The organism is Exiguobacterium sp. s7 (assembly GCF_018618195.1).
GTDB lineage: Bacteria > Bacillota > Bacilli > Exiguobacteriales > Exiguobacteriaceae > Exiguobacterium > Exiguobacterium mexicanum_A.
In genome coordinates, this window is the sequence record NZ_JACSLO010000023.1 from 1 (window position 1) to 15,627 (window position 15,627).

The 15,627-nt window shown below is 45.7% G+C and carries 15 protein-coding genes and 2 pseudogenes; 11 read left to right on the top strand and 6 right to left on the bottom strand.

Annotated features, from left to right (window positions below; all coding sequences use genetic code 11):
* Together KNP79_RS15905 and KNP79_RS15210 are read left to right on the top strand one after the other, a co-directional pair.
* On the top strand, positions 1-91 hold a 91-nt coding region (locus KNP79_RS15905; protein ID WP_215192909.1), incomplete at its 5' end, for a transposase.
* Positions 88-543: a transposase gene (locus KNP79_RS15210; protein ID WP_214825370.1), complete on the top strand. Its 456-nt coding sequence runs from the start codon at positions 88-90 to the stop codon at positions 541-543. The genes KNP79_RS15905 and KNP79_RS15210, both read left to right, overlap by 4 nt.
* Positions 544-597: 54 nt before the next feature.
* Here KNP79_RS15210 and KNP79_RS15215 read toward each other — a convergent pair whose 3' ends face one another.
* The 4 genes and pseudogenes from KNP79_RS15215 to KNP79_RS15230 all read right to left on the bottom strand — a co-directional run.
* Positions 598-1,077: a TVP38/TMEM64 family protein gene (locus KNP79_RS15215; protein ID WP_125318013.1), complete on the bottom strand. Its 480-nt coding sequence runs from the start codon at positions 1,075-1,077 to the stop codon at positions 598-600.
* 143 nt (positions 1,078-1,220) lie between these two features.
* Positions 1,221-2,381, bottom strand: a complete 1,161-nt coding sequence (locus tag KNP79_RS15220; RefSeq protein WP_214825368.1) for a D-alanyl-D-alanine carboxypeptidase family protein — start codon at positions 2,379-2,381, stop codon at positions 1,221-1,223.
* A 25-nt stretch (positions 2,382-2,406) separates the two neighbouring features.
* The gene (locus KNP79_RS15225) at positions 2,407-3,858 is read right to left on the bottom strand and encodes a UDP-N-acetylmuramoyl-L-alanyl-D-glutamate--2,6-diaminopimelate ligase (protein ID WP_029595522.1); all 1,452 of its coding nucleotides are present in this window, start codon (positions 3,856-3,858) and stop codon (positions 2,407-2,409) included.
* A 199-nt stretch (positions 3,859-4,057) separates the two neighbouring features.
* Positions 4,058-4,483: pseudogene (locus KNP79_RS15230) on the bottom strand (YdhK family protein); the annotation flags it as partial.
* A gap of 230 nt (positions 4,484-4,713) precedes the next feature.
* Between KNP79_RS15230 and KNP79_RS15235 the strand changes: the two are divergent.
* From KNP79_RS15235 to KNP79_RS15255, 5 genes and pseudogenes are all read left to right on the top strand, one after another.
* Positions 4,714-5,421: a cytochrome c biogenesis CcdA family protein gene (locus KNP79_RS15235; RefSeq protein ID WP_029595520.1), complete on the top strand. Its 708-nt coding sequence runs from the start codon at positions 4,714-4,716 to the stop codon at positions 5,419-5,421.
* 38 nt (positions 5,422-5,459) lie between these two features.
* Positions 5,460-6,004 (top strand): annotated as a pseudogene (resA, locus tag KNP79_RS15240) (thiol-disulfide oxidoreductase ResA).
* Positions 6,005-6,327: 323 nt separating this feature from the next.
* Positions 6,328-7,236, top strand: coding sequence for a F510_1955 family glycosylhydrolase (locus KNP79_RS15245; protein ID WP_029595519.1), 909 nt, complete (start codon positions 6,328-6,330; stop codon positions 7,234-7,236).
* Between the two features lie 99 nt (positions 7,237-7,335).
* Positions 7,336-8,739, top strand: a complete 1,404-nt coding sequence (locus KNP79_RS15250; RefSeq protein ID WP_029595518.1) for a sensor histidine kinase — start codon at positions 7,336-7,338, stop codon at positions 8,737-8,739.
* Entirely contained in the window at positions 8,717-9,394 is a 678-nt protein-coding gene (locus KNP79_RS15255; protein WP_029595517.1) for a response regulator transcription factor, read from the top strand. The genes KNP79_RS15250 and KNP79_RS15255 overlap by 23 nt, the downstream gene beginning before the upstream one ends.
* Positions 9,395-9,453: 59 nt before the next feature.
* Here the strand turns inward: KNP79_RS15255 and KNP79_RS15260 are convergent, their stop codons facing one another.
* Positions 9,454-9,786 carry a four-helix bundle copper-binding protein gene (locus KNP79_RS15260; protein ID WP_084158420.1) on the bottom strand — a complete coding sequence of 111 codons (333 nt, stop codon included), beginning with the start codon at positions 9,784-9,786 and terminating at the stop codon, positions 9,454-9,456.
* A 272-nt stretch (positions 9,787-10,058) separates the two neighbouring features.
* On the opposite strand from KNP79_RS15260, the gene copZ reads away from it, so the two are divergent.
* The 3 genes from copZ to KNP79_RS15275 all read left to right on the top strand — a co-directional run bounded on the left by copZ (position 10,059) and on the right by KNP79_RS15275 (position 13,846).
* The gene (copZ, locus tag KNP79_RS15265) at positions 10,059-10,262 is read left to right on the top strand and encodes a copper chaperone CopZ (protein WP_029336157.1); all 204 of its coding nucleotides are present in this window, start codon (positions 10,059-10,061) and stop codon (positions 10,260-10,262) included.
* A 137-nt stretch (positions 10,263-10,399) separates the two neighbouring features.
* Positions 10,400-12,538 (top strand): heavy metal translocating P-type ATPase, encoded by a 2,139-nt coding sequence (locus KNP79_RS15270; protein ID WP_029595516.1) that lies wholly within the window; start codon positions 10,400-10,402, stop codon positions 12,536-12,538.
* A gap of 348 nt (positions 12,539-12,886) precedes the next feature.
* Complete coding sequence (locus tag KNP79_RS15275) at positions 12,887-13,846, top strand: IS30 family transposase (protein ID WP_114167461.1); 960 nt, start codon at positions 12,887-12,889, stop codon at positions 13,844-13,846.
* Positions 13,847-13,942: 96 nt separating this feature from the next.
* Here KNP79_RS15275 and KNP79_RS15280 read toward each other — a convergent pair whose 3' ends face one another.
* A complete protein-coding gene (locus tag KNP79_RS15280; protein WP_029595514.1) occupies positions 13,943-14,284 on the bottom strand; it encodes a YolD-like family protein in 342 nt (113 codons plus the stop codon).
* Positions 14,285-14,655: 371 nt separating this feature from the next.
* On the opposite strand from KNP79_RS15280, the gene KNP79_RS15285 reads away from it, so the two are divergent.
* The gene (locus tag KNP79_RS15285; protein ID WP_035385670.1) at positions 14,656-15,111 is read left to right on the top strand and encodes a JAB domain-containing protein; all 456 of its coding nucleotides are present in this window, start codon (positions 14,656-14,658) and stop codon (positions 15,109-15,111) included.
* Positions 15,112-15,627: the final 516 nt, after the last annotated feature.

Sequence of the window (15,627 nt, forward strand, 5' to 3'; positions counted from 1 at the left end):
CCATGTCTTCCCGGAGGCAGAACATGTGCTGGACCGGTTCCACCTCGTCCAGTTCGTCACGGACGCCCTTCGCCGACGGCGTCGTTTTTGAACGAGGCAAGACGCCATCACCACGTTCGCGTGATCGATCGTTCGCTCGCGCGTCGCCCGGAAACGCTGACTGGGGAAGACCGGGAGGTCGCCCGTTCCTGTATGCAGGAAGATCCATTCATTCGGAACCTCTATCAAGGGCTCCAGCATATCCGATATGTGCTGAAGGCGACGTGCGAGATACAGGCGCAACGGCGGCTCACAGACTGGTTGGACCGTTATCAGTTCCATCCGTGCGGGCCCCTGGCGAAGATCGCGAAAGCAATCCGGGTCCGGGAGCAAGCGATGCGCCAGACAATCGTGTCAAGGCTGTCGAACGGGAAGATGGAAGGGACGAACAACAAGATCAAGCTCATCAAACGCCGTGGCTATGGCTATCGAAACCTCGAGCGATTCTTTTTAAGATTGCGCCTCGAGATCGGTCGTCAAAATAGCAACCACGAGTTATGGTGATGAGCCAGAAAAAGAGGATGAATTTATCGAAGTTTTCTCAAACAGGGGGTAAAATTACAAAGAATTTTTTCTTTTGTTCTTTGCCCAGATCACTAGAAACGATAGAAAGATCAAAATAAATAAGCCGTACTGATAACCGGGATGTATGGATTCTACAAGGCCATAAACAACAGCCACTTCAAGAGAAACGGCCGGAATTTTACCGATGGTGCTGGCAATAATGAATAAGCCACCTGGAATGGGCGTCAAGGCCGCCCCTGCTGTTACCAGACCTGATGGGACAAAAGGAATTAAGCGCAGCAAGATGATTGCCCAGAAGACGCGGCTTATTGAAGAACTCTGGATGTACCTCCAGAACGGCCGCTTTAACCACTTTGGATTAACTTTTGAAAACCCATATCGATATAGGTAAAATCCGACGATAGCGCCAAAAATCTCCCCCGACAAAGAAAGGATGACGCCAATGGTTAACCCTAAAGAACTGATATTGAGAGACGTGAGCAAAAAGCTTGGGAAAAAGCCAACTGCACCCATACTTATGTTGAAAATGAGAAGCAGCAGAAATTCTAAAACGGGGAACTGAGTGTTTATGGTATAATCCGCCTCCTGCGCTGTTTAAAAAATTGATGGTATATAAAAGTTCAGTTGAATGAAATTTTAAGATAGAGAAGTGCGTTCTATATCCGTTTTTTTCGAATTCGGTAATACACTAATCCTGAAAAGCCAACGACGAGGAGGAACAAATAGATTGAACTTAAAATCCCAGGTGGGAAAAATGTGCGAACGTCTTCAGAATTAGAAGGAAGGTTTGTCTCAGAAGCACTGACAACGGGAAACTGATAAGAAGACAAAAGAGTGCCATCCTGATCAGTAATCCTTAATAGTCCATCTTCTTTTACAGCGATTGTCACTTGCTCATCTGTTTGGTGTGTATAAAAGAAATCGCCTGGCGTAATGTATTCCACATCACCGGCAAAAAAGCTGCTTTCTTTCGGAATGCTCACTGTTTTAAAATTTTCAAATCCAAAATCCAAAAGTTGAATAGTGTCAGCATAAGCTTCTGCCTCTGTGTCGCTTTTTAAGGTGACGACAATTAAATTCAGGTTTTCTCTTTTGGCTGTCGTGGCCAGCGTGACGCCTGCTTCTGGCACAAACCCGGTTTTACCACCCGTAACGCCTTCATAAGGTTTTTCCCTTAATAGTTTGTGGTGGGTATAAAGCGTGGTATCCCAGGATTCACCGTTCCAGGGCAGTTCTTTTGTTCCAAATATTTTCATGAATTCATCGTTCTTCATCGCATATCGGGTTAACTTCGCTAAATCTTCGGCTGTCGTAACATGCTCGGGATCAAAAAGACCGTGGGGATTTTCGAAGTTCGTATTCTGCAGGCCAATTACATCTTCTAAATATAAATTCATATCAGCAGAAAATAACTCAACGCTGCCGCTGATGTGTTCAGCAATGGCGACGCCGGCATCATTTCCAGAGTTGACTAAGAGGCCCAGCAACAGTTTTTCTAAAGTCACTTGTTCTCCCTCTTCCAAATAAACACGGGTGCCTTCCGTATTGCGTGCTTTTTTACTGATGGTTACAACATCATTTAATTTTCTGTTTTCAATTGCATAAATGGCTGTGGCAATTTTTGTTAGGCTGGCAGGATACATCTGCGACTGTGCATTTTTTTCATAGAGGATTTCTCCAGTCGTTGCTTCCATGACAATAGCTGCTTCACTGGATACGTTTGGCAGGGAAGGGTCATCAGTTTTACTGAAAACGGACGAAACGATTAAAGTGTTGATCATGATTAAAATGGTTGAAACAACACTTAGTTTTTTCATAACTACTCCCTCCTGAGTGATTATTTTAGTTCTGCTTTATTATATAATTGACGGTTTCCCGGTCCGAATCAGTCGGTAAATGAAAGGTTTGCTGGTATTTCTCGTGTCCTTTACCGGTAATCACAATCCAGTCGCCTTCCTTGCTTTCATGGATTGCTTGCTGAATGGCGAGTGTACGGTCTGGAACGATGCTGCCTTTTGAGTTGCCGTATGTTTCATTTAGTTGGTTTAAAACTTCCAGCATATCTCCTGGAGAAACATTGTTCAGGTCGTCCAACGTTAAAATGTAGCGGTCACTCATTTCAGCAGATATGGATAGCATGTGCTTTCTCTTGCTGGCATCTCGATTTCCACGAAAGCCGAAAATATGGGTTATTCGTTGGGCCCCTTGTGATTTTGCAGTTTCCAGGCAGTAAGAGATGGCATCCGGAGTATGGGCATAATCCACAATAACGATCGAGCCCTTGGCCAGTTTCGTGACCTCAAAGCGTCCATCGACTCCCTTGAAATGGTGAATGGAGTTTAAGAGCTTTTCTTTGGGGATACCCAGCAACAATGATGTTCCGTAGGCCATTAAGGTGTTATACATATTGTGCATTCCGGTCATGGCAGCGACCATTTGATACGTTTCGTTACTTTCAATCACCCGCATAGTGGAGGACAGTGAATGAAATTTTGCAACACGCAGGTTGCATTCAGTGGATGTGCCAATTGCATAAATCGGTTTTCCCTTTGTTTGCAGGATTCCACAGAGCTTTCGTCCCCACTCATTATCTGTATTCACTACAGCAATCCCATGTTCTTTCATCTGATTGAACATTGTAAGCTTCGCCTGAAAATATTCTTCCATGGAACTGTGATAATCCAGGTGTTCATGGTGAAGATTGAGGAACAAGCCGTAATCAAATTCAATGCCTTCTAACCGATACTGGGCCAGTCCATGAGAAGAAACTTCCATAATGACGACCTCATCCTGACTGAGGGTCAACAGTTTATGGAGAGCGAGTGAATTTGGTGTGGTGTTCGAGCTTTTCATTTTTTCGCCATTGATAATATTTTGGTTGGTACCGATGACAGAACAACTCATACCGTTGCTTTCCAGAAAGTGCTGGAGCATATAGCTCGTCGTCGTTTTTCCGTTGGTGCCCGTAATTCCAATCATTATTTTCTGGTCAGATGGACGGCCATAAAAATTCCTGGCCAGGATGCCAAGCGCTTTCCGGCTATTTTCCACCTGTAAATAAGGGACACCTAACCGGGTAATTCCTTGTTCTCCGATGACAAGGGCTGCCCCTTTTTCAATTGCCTGGTCAATAAACCCGTGACCATCAATTTCAAATCCTTTAATAGCAACAAACACAAAACCTTTTGCCACATCGCTTGAGTTATCGGCAATCCCCTTGATGTCTAATTCTAATATTCTGGAATCTAATCGGGAGATCAGACCGGATTCGTTCAAAAGCTGATTTGTTTTCATAGATTTGGTGACCTCTCTAAAACTATTTAAATTTGATTTATTCTATTATAAAAATGTTGAAAAAATGTGCAGAATTTATACGGGAAGCCTAACTACTAAAGCTTAATGTTTTTGTAATACAAACGAAATCGAATCCTTTATGAACCATTACAGATAAAAACCCGGGATCTTGTTGACAAGATCCCGGGTTTTGGCGCTTTTATTCGGGTGACAGTTCGCTTTCAGTCACCCATTTATGATTGGTGACTTCCTCGCCTCCGGTGGTCGGGACGAAATCAACCATATAGACGGTCGTTTCTTCGGTAGAATCAACCGTAGCCGTTGCGCCGTCCATTCCCTCCATATGGTCAGCGGCAATGGCCGCTTCATCGCCCGTTTCCAATGGTTCATCACCTGGATTTTCCAATTCTGCGTGAATCACCCATTTGTGATTTTCAACCGGCTCGCCTCCGTCCGTCGGCGTATAGGTCACTGCATAGGCGGTTGTATCATAAGCCCCGACAATTGTGGCTTCAGCACCTTTCATGCCTTCCATATGATCGGTTTCAATAATCGCCTGGCTTCCAACTTCAAAGGTTGGATTTTCGGCTTCCTGCAAATCATCCGGGACTTCACCTGAACCGGAATAGAAGAAACTGCACAGAAAATCAAGAATTAATCGGTAAACTGGATTGGTTGACGTCTTCTGGAACGGTTAAGCAAGCACGGGGAAGTAGAAGTTAAGAGAGGGGCTGTATTTAATTTTACATACCTTGAAATTCCCCGAGTCTTATATAGAAAATTTCATTTGATTCCTTAAGGGATACAAAAATGATAAAGAAGAGGATTCAACTTACTGTAATAGGAGGTGTACAAGTGGCGGAAATTAGTTTGTATCTTGCGTTTGGCGCAGGGCTTTTATCATTTATCTCTCCATGCTCCCTTCCTTTGTATCCGGCTTTTTTATCCTACCTTACTGGAGTTTCAGTCAATGAGTTAAAGACGGGCAAGGGAATGATGAGGAGCACGGCTTTGATTCATACGGTTCTATTTTTGATAGGTTTCTCCATCATTTTTTTAGCGTTGGGCTTGTCGACTTCGCTTATCGGAAACTTCTTCTTGGAATATCAAGTTCTTCTACGTCAATTGGGCGCTATTTTGATGGTGTTTTTTGGCTTGGTCCTAACCGGTATTCTGAAATTCGACTTCCTGCTGTCGGATAAGAAATTACAGTTCCAGAAAAGGCCCTCCGGATACGCGGGTTCTGTTCTGATCGGCATTGGCTTTGCAGCTGGATGGACCCCGTGTACCGGTCCCATACTTGCAGGAGTTATTGCACTCGGAGTAGCGGATCCGGACAGTGGCTTACTCTATATGCTGTTTTACGTTCTGGGATTTTCCATTCCTTTTCTCTTGATGTCGTTTTTTATTGAGAAAATGACTTTCTTGAAGAAGAAGAGCGCTCTTTTCATGTCAATAGGAGGAGCATTAATGATTCTGATGGGCGTTTTACTTTACTTTGACATGCTGACAGAAATCATCGCTTTTTTATCGCAATTTACGGGTGGATTTACAGGGTTTTAATGGACTCAACCCATCATCTAGGAAGGACGTGACAGTGTATGGCTGCTAAAAAGGATAAAAAGAGAAATCGCTTGATTATGAGGACAAGTATTTGTTCATTCTGGTTGTCGCTATTGCATTTACCATCTACAACGGATTAACAAAAGAGAAAAACGAATTGCTGCAAGTTGGAGATTCGGCACCCGATTTTGCGTTGACGGATTTGAACGAGGAACGGCATCAGCTGTCTGAGTACAAAGGGCAGGGGGTGTTCGTGAACTTTTGGGGTACTTAGTGCAAACCGTGCGAAAAAGAGTTCCCGCTGATGGAAAAGCAGTACCAGGTATACAAGGATCAAGGTGTGGAGATACTCGCTGTCAATATTGCGCAATCCGATTATGAAGTGAGACAATTTGCTGAACAGCGAAATTTAACGTTCCCGATTGTTATCGATAAGGACAAAAGTGTTATGGAAGCTTATAATATCCGTCCATTGCCGACTACTCTGTTAGTCAATCAAGAGGGCAAAATCGAGAAAATTATTACGGGTGAAATGTCCGAAGAGGATATCGCGAGTTATATGGAACAGATCAAACCGTGCTGATACCTCTGAATTTCCCAAGCATAATGCGGGCCACGTTATTTTGAAAAATGCTGCAAAGAAAAAACGAGAAAAAAACATTTCTTTAAAGTGGACTAACCGAAAGAAAAGAAATGTCAGGTGTAGAAAATTTATAAATAAAAATCAGGCAAAGATCCTCCACCGGACCGATTGGAAGGATTATTCCTTTTGGGTCAATTGTAGAGGGAATGGATTACCTGTTTTGAAATCAAGATATCTGCACAAAAAGTCGAAACTTTTTCGTTAAACTTTAAGAATGTTATACTTATAAAAAATAAAAAATGACATATTCGGAGGGCATCTACATGAAAAAAAAGAGAATAGGAACGGCAGTGCTGTCGGCTTTTCTTTTGCTGGCAGGCTGCAGCAATGATACAACGGATTCATTTGAAGTGCCGTTTGAAGGGGAACTGAACCATGTTCATGGGATGGGTTATGCAGGAAATGAGAACGGACTGTATTTTGCCTCGCATACCGGGCTGAAAATTTACCGGGAAGAGGGCTGGTTCGAAACGGCGGATAATTTTCATGATTATATGGGCTTTAATGCAACAAATGAAGGATTTATTACGTCGGGCCACCCAAGTGCAGACTCAGAATTACCCAATCCCCTAGGGATACAGCGAAGCATCGACAGCGGTAAATCGATTGAAGAGATTGCATTTCAAGGAGAAACGGATTTTCATGCCATGGCGGTGGGATATAACAGTAACGACATTTTCCTAATCAATCCGGCCAAGAATTCCCTATTGGAAGCCGGCGTATATAAAAGCGGTGATGAAGGCGAATCATGGAAAACTGTGAAGGCTGAAGGGCTGGAAGGCGAAGTGACTTCGCTCGCTCTTCACCCGGCTGACTCAAACTTCGTCGCTGCAGCTACGGCTGCAGGGATTTATTTCTCACGGGATGGCGGAGAAAATTTTAAAGCCATTACAGACGGAAGTGAAACAGGCACAGCGGTGCATTTCACCGAAGACCATTTGTACTTCGGAAGCTACGGGACAGCGGCGGCTCTGGTGAAGTATACTATGGAAAATGAAGAACTCGAGCCGGTGGATACACCGGACCTTTCACAAGATGCCGTCGCTTTTATTGCACAAAACCCGATGGATGGAATGGAACTGGCGATCTACACATTTGAAGGCAATGCCTACTTGTCGGAAGACGGATTACAGACCTGGAAAACGCTGCTGGAAGAGGGAAAAACCAAGTAGAAACCAGCTAGCCGTTTGAAAGACGAACCGAATCCAACAGCTTTCGGCAGCAGTCTTTGTCTTGATTGCTGCTAACCAATCGACTTAAAGAGGGATGCCATGTTAAACAGGCTTGCATTGAAAATAGGTTTGCTGTTTTTTGTGTTTATTATCATCATTGAATCGGTTTTGTTTCTAACCCTGTACGTTACTTTTGTCAATGAACGGGTGGATGAAGTCATGACCAACCTGCTTGCAAGAGGGAACACCCACAGCGAAGTATTGGAAGACAGTTTTGAACCGGCGACATTGAACCATGTGGCGTTGATGGAATCGGCCTCCGATTTCATCGTCATCATCACGGATGCAGATGGCAACGAATTGACCCATTCCGATCTGATTGAACCTGAAATGAGGGAAGTGTTGGAACACACCGATTTTGATGAGGTTCTGCAGGGAGGGAAGGTCGTGGAAGAGCGATGGGACAAAAAAGAGTTTATTGCGACGGACAGCCCAATCACCATTGAAGGAGAACATAGAGGCCACGTGTTCATGTTTGCGGAAACCAATCATATCAAAGGGATGGTCAGTCATTTGCGAAACCAATTCCTGATTGTTGGCCTGATTGCTGTCGGGTTGACCGTCATCACAATTTTTCTGCTATCCCGATTGATTACGTTGCCGTTGATTCGGATGAAAGAAGCGACGGAACAGTTAAGCGAAGGGCACCACGAGGTCAGCCTGAATATTGGCCGAAACGATGAGTTGGGAGAGCTGGCGAAAGCCATCACTGCTCTATCCAGTGACTTGGAACATTTAAAAAATGAGCGGAATGAATTTTTGGCGAGTATTTCGCACGAGTTGCGGACGCCGTTGACCTATATCAAAGGATATGCCGATATCGCGAGCCGGCCGGATGCATCCGAGGAAGAGAAAAAGGAATACATTGGCATCATCCGGGAAGAGACGGCCCATTTGACGGAATTGATCCGGCAGCTGTTTGAGCTGGCTCAGATGGATCATAACCAGTTCGCCATTCAAAAAGAGGAATTTTCACTGGAGATGCTTTTTGCATCCGTCGTTGCCTTGGTTCGGCCAGCTTTTGACGAGAAACAGATTTCATTGGCTGTCCATTGTGAACATGAGATTGTCGCCTTCATTGATCCCGAACGTTTTCAGCAGGTATTGCTGAATGTCTTGGACAACGCCCGCAAGCATTCTCCTGAAGGAACACAAGTGGTATTACAGGGAGTCCAAGATAAAGGTACCATCACCATAAGCATCCGTGATGAAGGAGAGGGCATACCGGAAAAAAATCTTCCTTTTGTCTTTGAACGATTGTATCGGGTCGATAAATCCAGATCCAGACAGTACGGAGGAAGCGGTCTTGGCCTGGCGATTGCGAAAGAAATCGTCGAATCGCACGGTGGTCTCATGACGCTTCAAAGTGAGTACGGACAAGGGACAACCGTCCTGATAGAATTGAAAAGGGGGGATTCGCTTGCAGAAAGTGCTGTTGGTTGATGATGAACAACGAATGCTGGATTTAGTGGCTTTATATTTGAAGCCGCATCAGTACCTCTGTAAAAAAGCACTGGGAGCTCATGAAGCCCTCGACTATTTGGAATCGGAACCTTTCGATCTCGTCTTACTGGATATCATGATGCCGGAAATGGATGGCTGGGAACTGTGCCGCGAAATCCGGAAATTTTCGGATGTGCCAATCATTATGCTGACGGCGCGGGAACAACAGGAGGATATTGTTAAGGGATTGAATATCGGGGCGGATGATTACATCACAAAGCCGTTTAATGAAGATGAGTTGCTGGCCCGGATGGGGGCGCTGCTTCGCAGGAGAACTCCGAAAAATACCATTGAAGTGGACGGTTTGGTGTGGGACGAAGACCGGTTTGAACTTACGTACGGCAAACATATCATCAAATTGACGCCAAAAGAATTTCTGATGGTGGGCCATCTGATGAAGAATGCCGACAAAGTGTTTACGAGGGAGCAGCTGATCCAGTTAATTTGGGGATTCGACTCAGAGACGGAAGGGCGGACCATCGATTCGCATGTGCGAAATGTTCGGGAAAAAATCCGCCAGTCCGGTTTTCCGGTCGATGATCATTTTCTCACGGTTTGGGGAATCGGCTACAAATGGATCCATGAAGCAGAATGATGCTTGATAAAAGAAAAGGTCCGTCGGAAAATATTTCCGACGGGCCTTTTTGAGTAAGGTTATGCGGCGTTACGGCAAGCTTCTGCACATCTACGGCAAGCTTCCGCACAGCGTCTGCAATGTTCATGATGATCGGCGTGCTTCTCACATTCCTCTGCGCAAGCTTCGCAAATGGTTGCGCAAACGGCTGCCAGTTCGGAAACGAACGGTGAATTGTGAGTAATGGCATGTTCCAAAAATGCACACATGTCCGCGCATTCCCGGTCTAATCGAATGCACTGTGCTAGCATCTTCACATCATCTTCCTGCAGACAAGCGTCAAAACAATGGTTACATTCCGCTGCACAATCATGTAATGCCCGAATCAATTCCTGATGTTGTTCATGAGCCATGTTAAAACCTCCATTTCTTATTTTTGTTTCATTTACTGGATTTCCCTCTCCTTTCCAAACTAAACAGAAATACCGAAACTCCATAGAAACTGCACATTTTATAGACAAGTAATCAAATATTAAAATCAATGGTGCGGTTTTTTTGGGGGGTCATTGTGAACTTCTAAATTAGAGTCATGGAAACAGCGATAAAGTAAAATGATACTAAACACTTGATATACCCTATCGGGGTATGTTAAGTTTAAGGAAATATTACTTTAGGAGGAATAATAATGATTGAAACATTAAAAGTACAAGGTATGTCCTGCGGCCACTGTGCAAACTCGGTTGAAACGGGCGTCGGTGAACTCGAAGGGATTTCATCTGTGACAGTTGATCTTAAAAAAGGCGAAGTGGCAGTAGACTATGATACTGCCAAGACATCATTAAACGAAATTCAGAAAGCGATTGAAGAACAAGGGTATGACGTCGTATAAGGGTGCTTTCACAGCACACTTTACTTTTAAATGAAATATACCCTCGCGTGGTATATTCGGCAAGAACTTTGTGAATGTTAAGAATGTAAATAGGGTTAAATAGGATAAGAACCACTAGTTTGGAGGAGGCGCACTGAATGGCTAAAAATGATAAAGACCATCACCACCATCAAGACGAACAGGTAGATCACAGTAAAATGGATCATTCCAAACATGTTGGGCATTCGTACCATGAAGACCAAGTGAAAGAAGGCATTCAAGACGACAGCAATCCTGCCAAAATTCATGATGATCATGCCCATCACAATCATGGTGGCCACGATCATAGTGACCATGGACATCACCATCATGGGAATTTCAAAGAAATTTTCCTGAAGTCGCTGCCCTTGGGCATTGTCATTCTATTATTGTCGCCGATGATGGACGTTCGGCTTCCTTTCCAATTTACTTTTCCATACTCGGATATTGTGGTCGCTGTATTAGCAACTATCTTATTGGTTTATGGCGGAAAACCCTTCTATCAAGGTGCAATCGCTGAATTTAAGGAAAAAGCACCGGGCATGATGGCCCTTATTTCATTAGGGATATCCGTTTCCTATTTGTACAGCATTTACGCCGTGCTGGCACGCTACGTAACCGGCGATCACATCATGGATTTCTTCTTTGAATTCGCGTCCTTGCTGTTGATCATGCTCCTTGGACACTGGATCGAAATGAAGGCTATCGGAGAAGCAGGAGACGCGCAAAAATCGCTCGCCGAATTGGTGCCGAAAGATGCACATGTGGTATTGGAAGATGATTCGATCGAGACGCGTCCCGTAAATGAGCTGAAAGTCGGAGACCTTGTACGGGTTCAGGCCGGAGAAAACGTCCCTGCCGATGGCATCATCAAAAGAGGCACCTCGCGGATCAATGAAGCTTTGCTGACGGGGGAATCTAAACCCATTGAAAAAGGAGCCGGAGACAAAGTGATCGGCGGTTCCACGAACGGTGCAGGCATCATATATCTTGAAGTACAGGAAACCGGCGACCAATCGTTCATTTCCCAAGTACAAACCCTGATAAGCCAGGCGCAGGATCAACCTTCAAGAGCTGAAAATCTGGCTCAAAAAGTAGCCGGCTGGCTGTTTTATATCGCCATTGCGGCGGCTTTCCTCGCTTTTGTCGTTTGGCTGTACATTGCTGACATTCAAACCGCTGTTCTTTTTACGGTTACGACATTAGTCATTGCATGTCCACACGCTCTCGGCCTTGCCATTCCGCTGGTTATTGCACGAAGCACCAGTTTAGGTGCAAGCCGCGGGCTGTTGGTGAAAGACCGCGAAGCATTGGAGCTGGCAACTAAGGCTGATGTAATGATACTGGATAAAACGGGTACATTGACTACTGGCGAATTTAAAGTTTTGAACATGGAAACACTGGATGGTCAACATACCGAAGCCGAAATCGCGGCGTTAATGGCAGGGATTGAAGGCGGGTCCAGCCACCCAATCGCCCAGTCAATCGTCCAATACGCTGAGAAACAAGGGATTCAGCCTGTCCACTTTGATTCGATTGATGTTGTGTCGGGTGCGGGTATAGAAGGAAACGCCAATGGCCGCAAATACGAATTGATCAGCCAAAAGGCACTTGGAAGAGATGTAGCGGTGGATGTTCCCAAAGGGGCAACATTAAGTATACTAGTTGAGGACGGGAATCCGATCGGTACGGTCGCATTAGGCGATGAATTGAAAGAAACGAGCAGAACGCTGATACAGGCATTGAAGCATTACAATATAAAACCGATTATGGCTACAGGTGACAATGAAACGGCGGCCCAAGGAGTAGCAGAGGAACTGGGCATTGAATACAGAGCCAATCAATCACCGCAAGATAAATATGGTTTAGTGGAATCACTGAAAAATAATGGACAAACGGTTATCATGGTCGGCGATGGCGTCAACGATGCACCATCCCTTGCAATAGCAGACGTTGGGATAGCAGTCGGTGCCGGAACTCAAGTCGCCATCGATTCCGCTGATGTGATTTTGACTCAGTCGGATCCAGGCGATATTGAATCCTTTATCGAATTGGCCAATAAAACAACCAGTAAAATGAAACAGAACCTCGTGTGGGGAGCCGGTTATAACTTTATTGCCATTCCCATAGCGGCGGGTGTTCTAGCCTCCATTGGGATTACGTTGGCTCCTGCCGCAGGAGCAGTTCTGATGTCCGTGTCCACGGTTATCGTGGCTATCAATGCGATGACATTGAAACTAAGAAATAGAGCTGTTTAACACCGTGTTTAATTGTCGTACACGAAAAGTGCTGCCTCCCAAAAGTTGAATTTTCTTTAACCTTGGGGGCACAGTTTTGTATTAGGTTAAAGTCAAACGGAGGTTTGAAGACTTTGGATAATTAAATATATTTTTATAGTTAACATATGAGATATTATCGGAAGAGAGGAAGCCCAAAAGCTTCTTCTCTTTTCTACTTAAATTCAATTAACACAAAAAAGTTTTCAAAAATTGATCATTCATTCATTAATCGCCGATTGTAAAATTAAGCTAGACAATTGAAAAAGCCATTCGTGGTACACTCACAATGTATTTTCCGACCAAAGAAAAACATAGGAGTGATCACGAATGACCTACACCCATCTTACCACGGATGAACTGGTGATGATAGAATCCTACCACCGCCAAAATATACCTGTAGCGATCATTGCTAAGTTGATGAACCGTTCCAGGCAGCCAATCTACAACGTCATCAATTTCCTGAAATCAGGACATACAGCGCTCGACTTCTACACGCAATACAAGAAAAATAAGAAACGCTGCGGCCGGCGGAAGATTGTCCTGCCGAAGAAACAAGTGGCCTATGTTCAAGACAAGGTGGCGCAGGGCTGGACGCCGGATGTCATTGTCGGCCGGGCAGAAACGGCCATCGATTGTTCCGCGCGCACCATCTATCGCATGTTCAAAAATCAGGTCTTTGACGCCGCCACGCTGCCGATGAAAGGAAAACGGAAACCCAATGGACACCAGGAACGCCGGGGAAAACAGGCGTTCAAACGCCATATTTCCGAACGGGAAGCCGACAACCCGTCGTTCAAAAAAGAGTTCGGGCATATCGAAGGCGACACCATTGTGGGTGCCCGCCACAAAAGTGCGGTGATCACGCTGGTCGAACGGCTGACGAAAGTCATCATCGCCCTGAAGCCTGCAGGACGCAAGGCTTGCGATATTGAAACTGCGTTGAACCAGTGGTTCCAAGGGGTCCCGAGAAATCTGTTCAAATCCATCACGTTTGATTGCGGCAAGGAATTCTCCAATTGGAAACCGTTGTGCAACCGGCACGACGTCTCGATTTACTTTGCGGATCCCGGCACGCCTTCTCAGCGCGCCTTGAATGAAAACTCCAACGGGCTCCTGCGGAAAGACGGCTTGGCAAAGGAAATGGACTTCAACCAGGTGGATCAAACATTCATTTCGTCGGTGGCCGACAAGCGGAATAACATCCCAAGAAAGTCACTGAATTACCGCACACCGTTGGAGGCATTTTTGAGTCACCTGAATGGAGTCGATCTGTCTAGCTTAAATTGACAAACGGAATGATTTAAAGATATCAGTGTACTGCAACTTTTAACTGATACATCTATAAAAGCAGCAAAGGATTTTTCGTCAGCAACCGCCAGGGCGTTAGTCTATCGATTGTTCGACGTGAATGATTGCCTCGAACGGCACATGGATGATCCCTTCCCTTTGATTGGCCAGCTCGACGGTCCGCTCCATGTAGTTCGTCCGGTGCACGAATCCTCTGAATCGTTTCATCTCCCGCTTCTCCACATATTTTACCTCTACCAAATCTCCGCTGAAGATCGCGTCGTTCAGCACATTCTCATAGACCGATAGGACCTGTTCATCGATATCTGGCATCTCAATTTTTTGAATCTCTTTATAGTATTTCGTCAGTAGCGCCTTGTGCTCGGGCATGAGGAATGGGATCCATTTCAATTCGCCCCGATCGCGATACATCGTCATAATAATTACCCCTCTCAATAAAACGAACGTTTGTTCTTATTTTATACCCGATTTGTCCCGTTTGAACAGCCTTTTTCGTGATTGGTAATCCGTGCGTCCTGTTTCCGTACTCTAGCTCGCTGGTCTTCGGTGCAAGGGACGTCAAAAAAATGACGCGCCCTCCGGCCCGTCTTCCTTCGCTTTAGGCTCAAAGCGAGGCTTTTCGCTCGTTGGCTACGGAAGCCTGTCCCTCCGTTTGCTCTACGCATTTTTTTGAGGCTCTCCCTGCGGTCGCCCTTGCACCGTCTCCCGACGCTCGCTTCGTTCCCGTCAACAGGACGCACAACGGTGTTCGTTCTGAGCTCGGCTTATCCGAAAGGGGACAAACCATCATGGAACTTACATCCATCATCGAGGTCATTCGTATCAAACAAGAGATTCGCGAGGAGATGGTCGCTCTCGAGCACGCCATCATCCAATCACCGGACAGTGCCCGACAAATCGGTTCCTCGTTCATCGGGGACGACGACCGTGAAGTGTTCCTCGTCATCATGCTCAACACAAAGAACCGGGTCATCGGCGTCCACCGGGCACACGTCGGGAGCGTCAACTCGAGTGTCGTCCACCCACGGGAGGTCTTCAAATGCGCCATCTTGAACAACGCCTCGTGCCTCATCGTCTGTCATCAGCACCCGAGCGGGGACCCGACGCCGAGCCGGGAGGACATCCTCGTCTCCGAACGGTTACATGAGGCGGGGGACCTCATCGGCATCCCGGTGCTCGACCATCTCATCCTCGGAGCGGACGAGTCGTACGTCAGCATGAAACAGCGAGGTTACATGGGTTGAACGGAATGGAGTGGGGCCGGGGGACCGGTCCCGGTCCGTCCGGTAAGGACAAGGAAGAAAAACGTACGTTTTTCTTTGACTGGATGGGCGACTCGCGTTGCTCTCGCCTGGATCCATAGAGCGGGATCCGGAAAAGGGTCGTTTTCGCATGACGAAAACGCGATGGTTCGTGTGTGAAGGTTGGACGTTGTTTTGGTCTGTCTCGTAAGAAGACTATTTGATGAAATGACAGAAGTGAAAACACGGTTTGTTTATTGAAAATGAGCATGTTTTCTAAACAAGCCCTAGGGCTTACGTGAAATTAGGCGAGATGTTGTCTGCTTGGATGCGAGGTATCATGAGGCTATCAACAGGAGAGGAAGATTCAGATGGACAGTTACCAACTAGATCAACAGACGATGGACGAGATGACGGAGGTATTGCTTCGACTGTATTTTGCAATACAAATGTGCACAATAATGCAACGAAAAGTACAGAACTTTGCCAGCTGGGTTTTAGTGTTTCGACAACGCATGC

Bases quoted from the DNA above. Each gene is read 5' to 3' on its own strand.
- KNP79_RS15215 (WP_125318013.1), bottom strand. From the start codon at position 1,077: ATGGGTGCAGTTGGCTTTTTCCCAAGCTTTTTGCTCACGTCTCTCAAT.
- KNP79_RS15220 (WP_214825368.1), bottom strand. From the start codon at position 2,381: ATGAAAAAACTAAGTGTTGTTTCAACCATTTTAATCATGATCAACACT.
- KNP79_RS15225 (WP_029595522.1), bottom strand. From the start codon at position 3,858: ATGAAAACAAATCAGCTTTTGAACGAATCCGGTCTGATCTCCCGATTA.
- KNP79_RS15245 (WP_029595519.1), top strand. From the start codon at position 6,328: ATGAAAAAAAAGAGAATAGGAACGGCAGTGCTGTCGGCTTTTCTTTTG.
- KNP79_RS15250 (WP_029595518.1), top strand. From the start codon at position 7,336: ATGTTAAACAGGCTTGCATTGAAAATAGGTTTGCTGTTTTTTGTGTTT.
- KNP79_RS15260 (WP_084158420.1), bottom strand. From the start codon at position 9,786: ATGGCTCATGAACAACATCAGGAATTGATTCGGGCATTACATGATTGT.
- copZ (WP_029336157.1), top strand. From the start codon at position 10,059: ATGATTGAAACATTAAAAGTACAAGGTATGTCCTGCGGCCACTGTGCA.
- KNP79_RS15270 (WP_029595516.1), top strand. From the start codon at position 10,400: ATGGCTAAAAATGATAAAGACCATCACCACCATCAAGACGAACAGGTA.
- KNP79_RS15275 (WP_114167461.1), top strand. From the start codon at position 12,887: ATGACCTACACCCATCTTACCACGGATGAACTGGTGATGATAGAATCC.
- KNP79_RS15280 (WP_029595514.1), bottom strand. From the start codon at position 14,284: ATGACGATGTATCGCGATCGGGGCGAATTGAAATGGATCCCATTCCTC.
- KNP79_RS15285 (WP_035385670.1), top strand. From the start codon at position 14,656: ATGGAACTTACATCCATCATCGAGGTCATTCGTATCAAACAAGAGATT.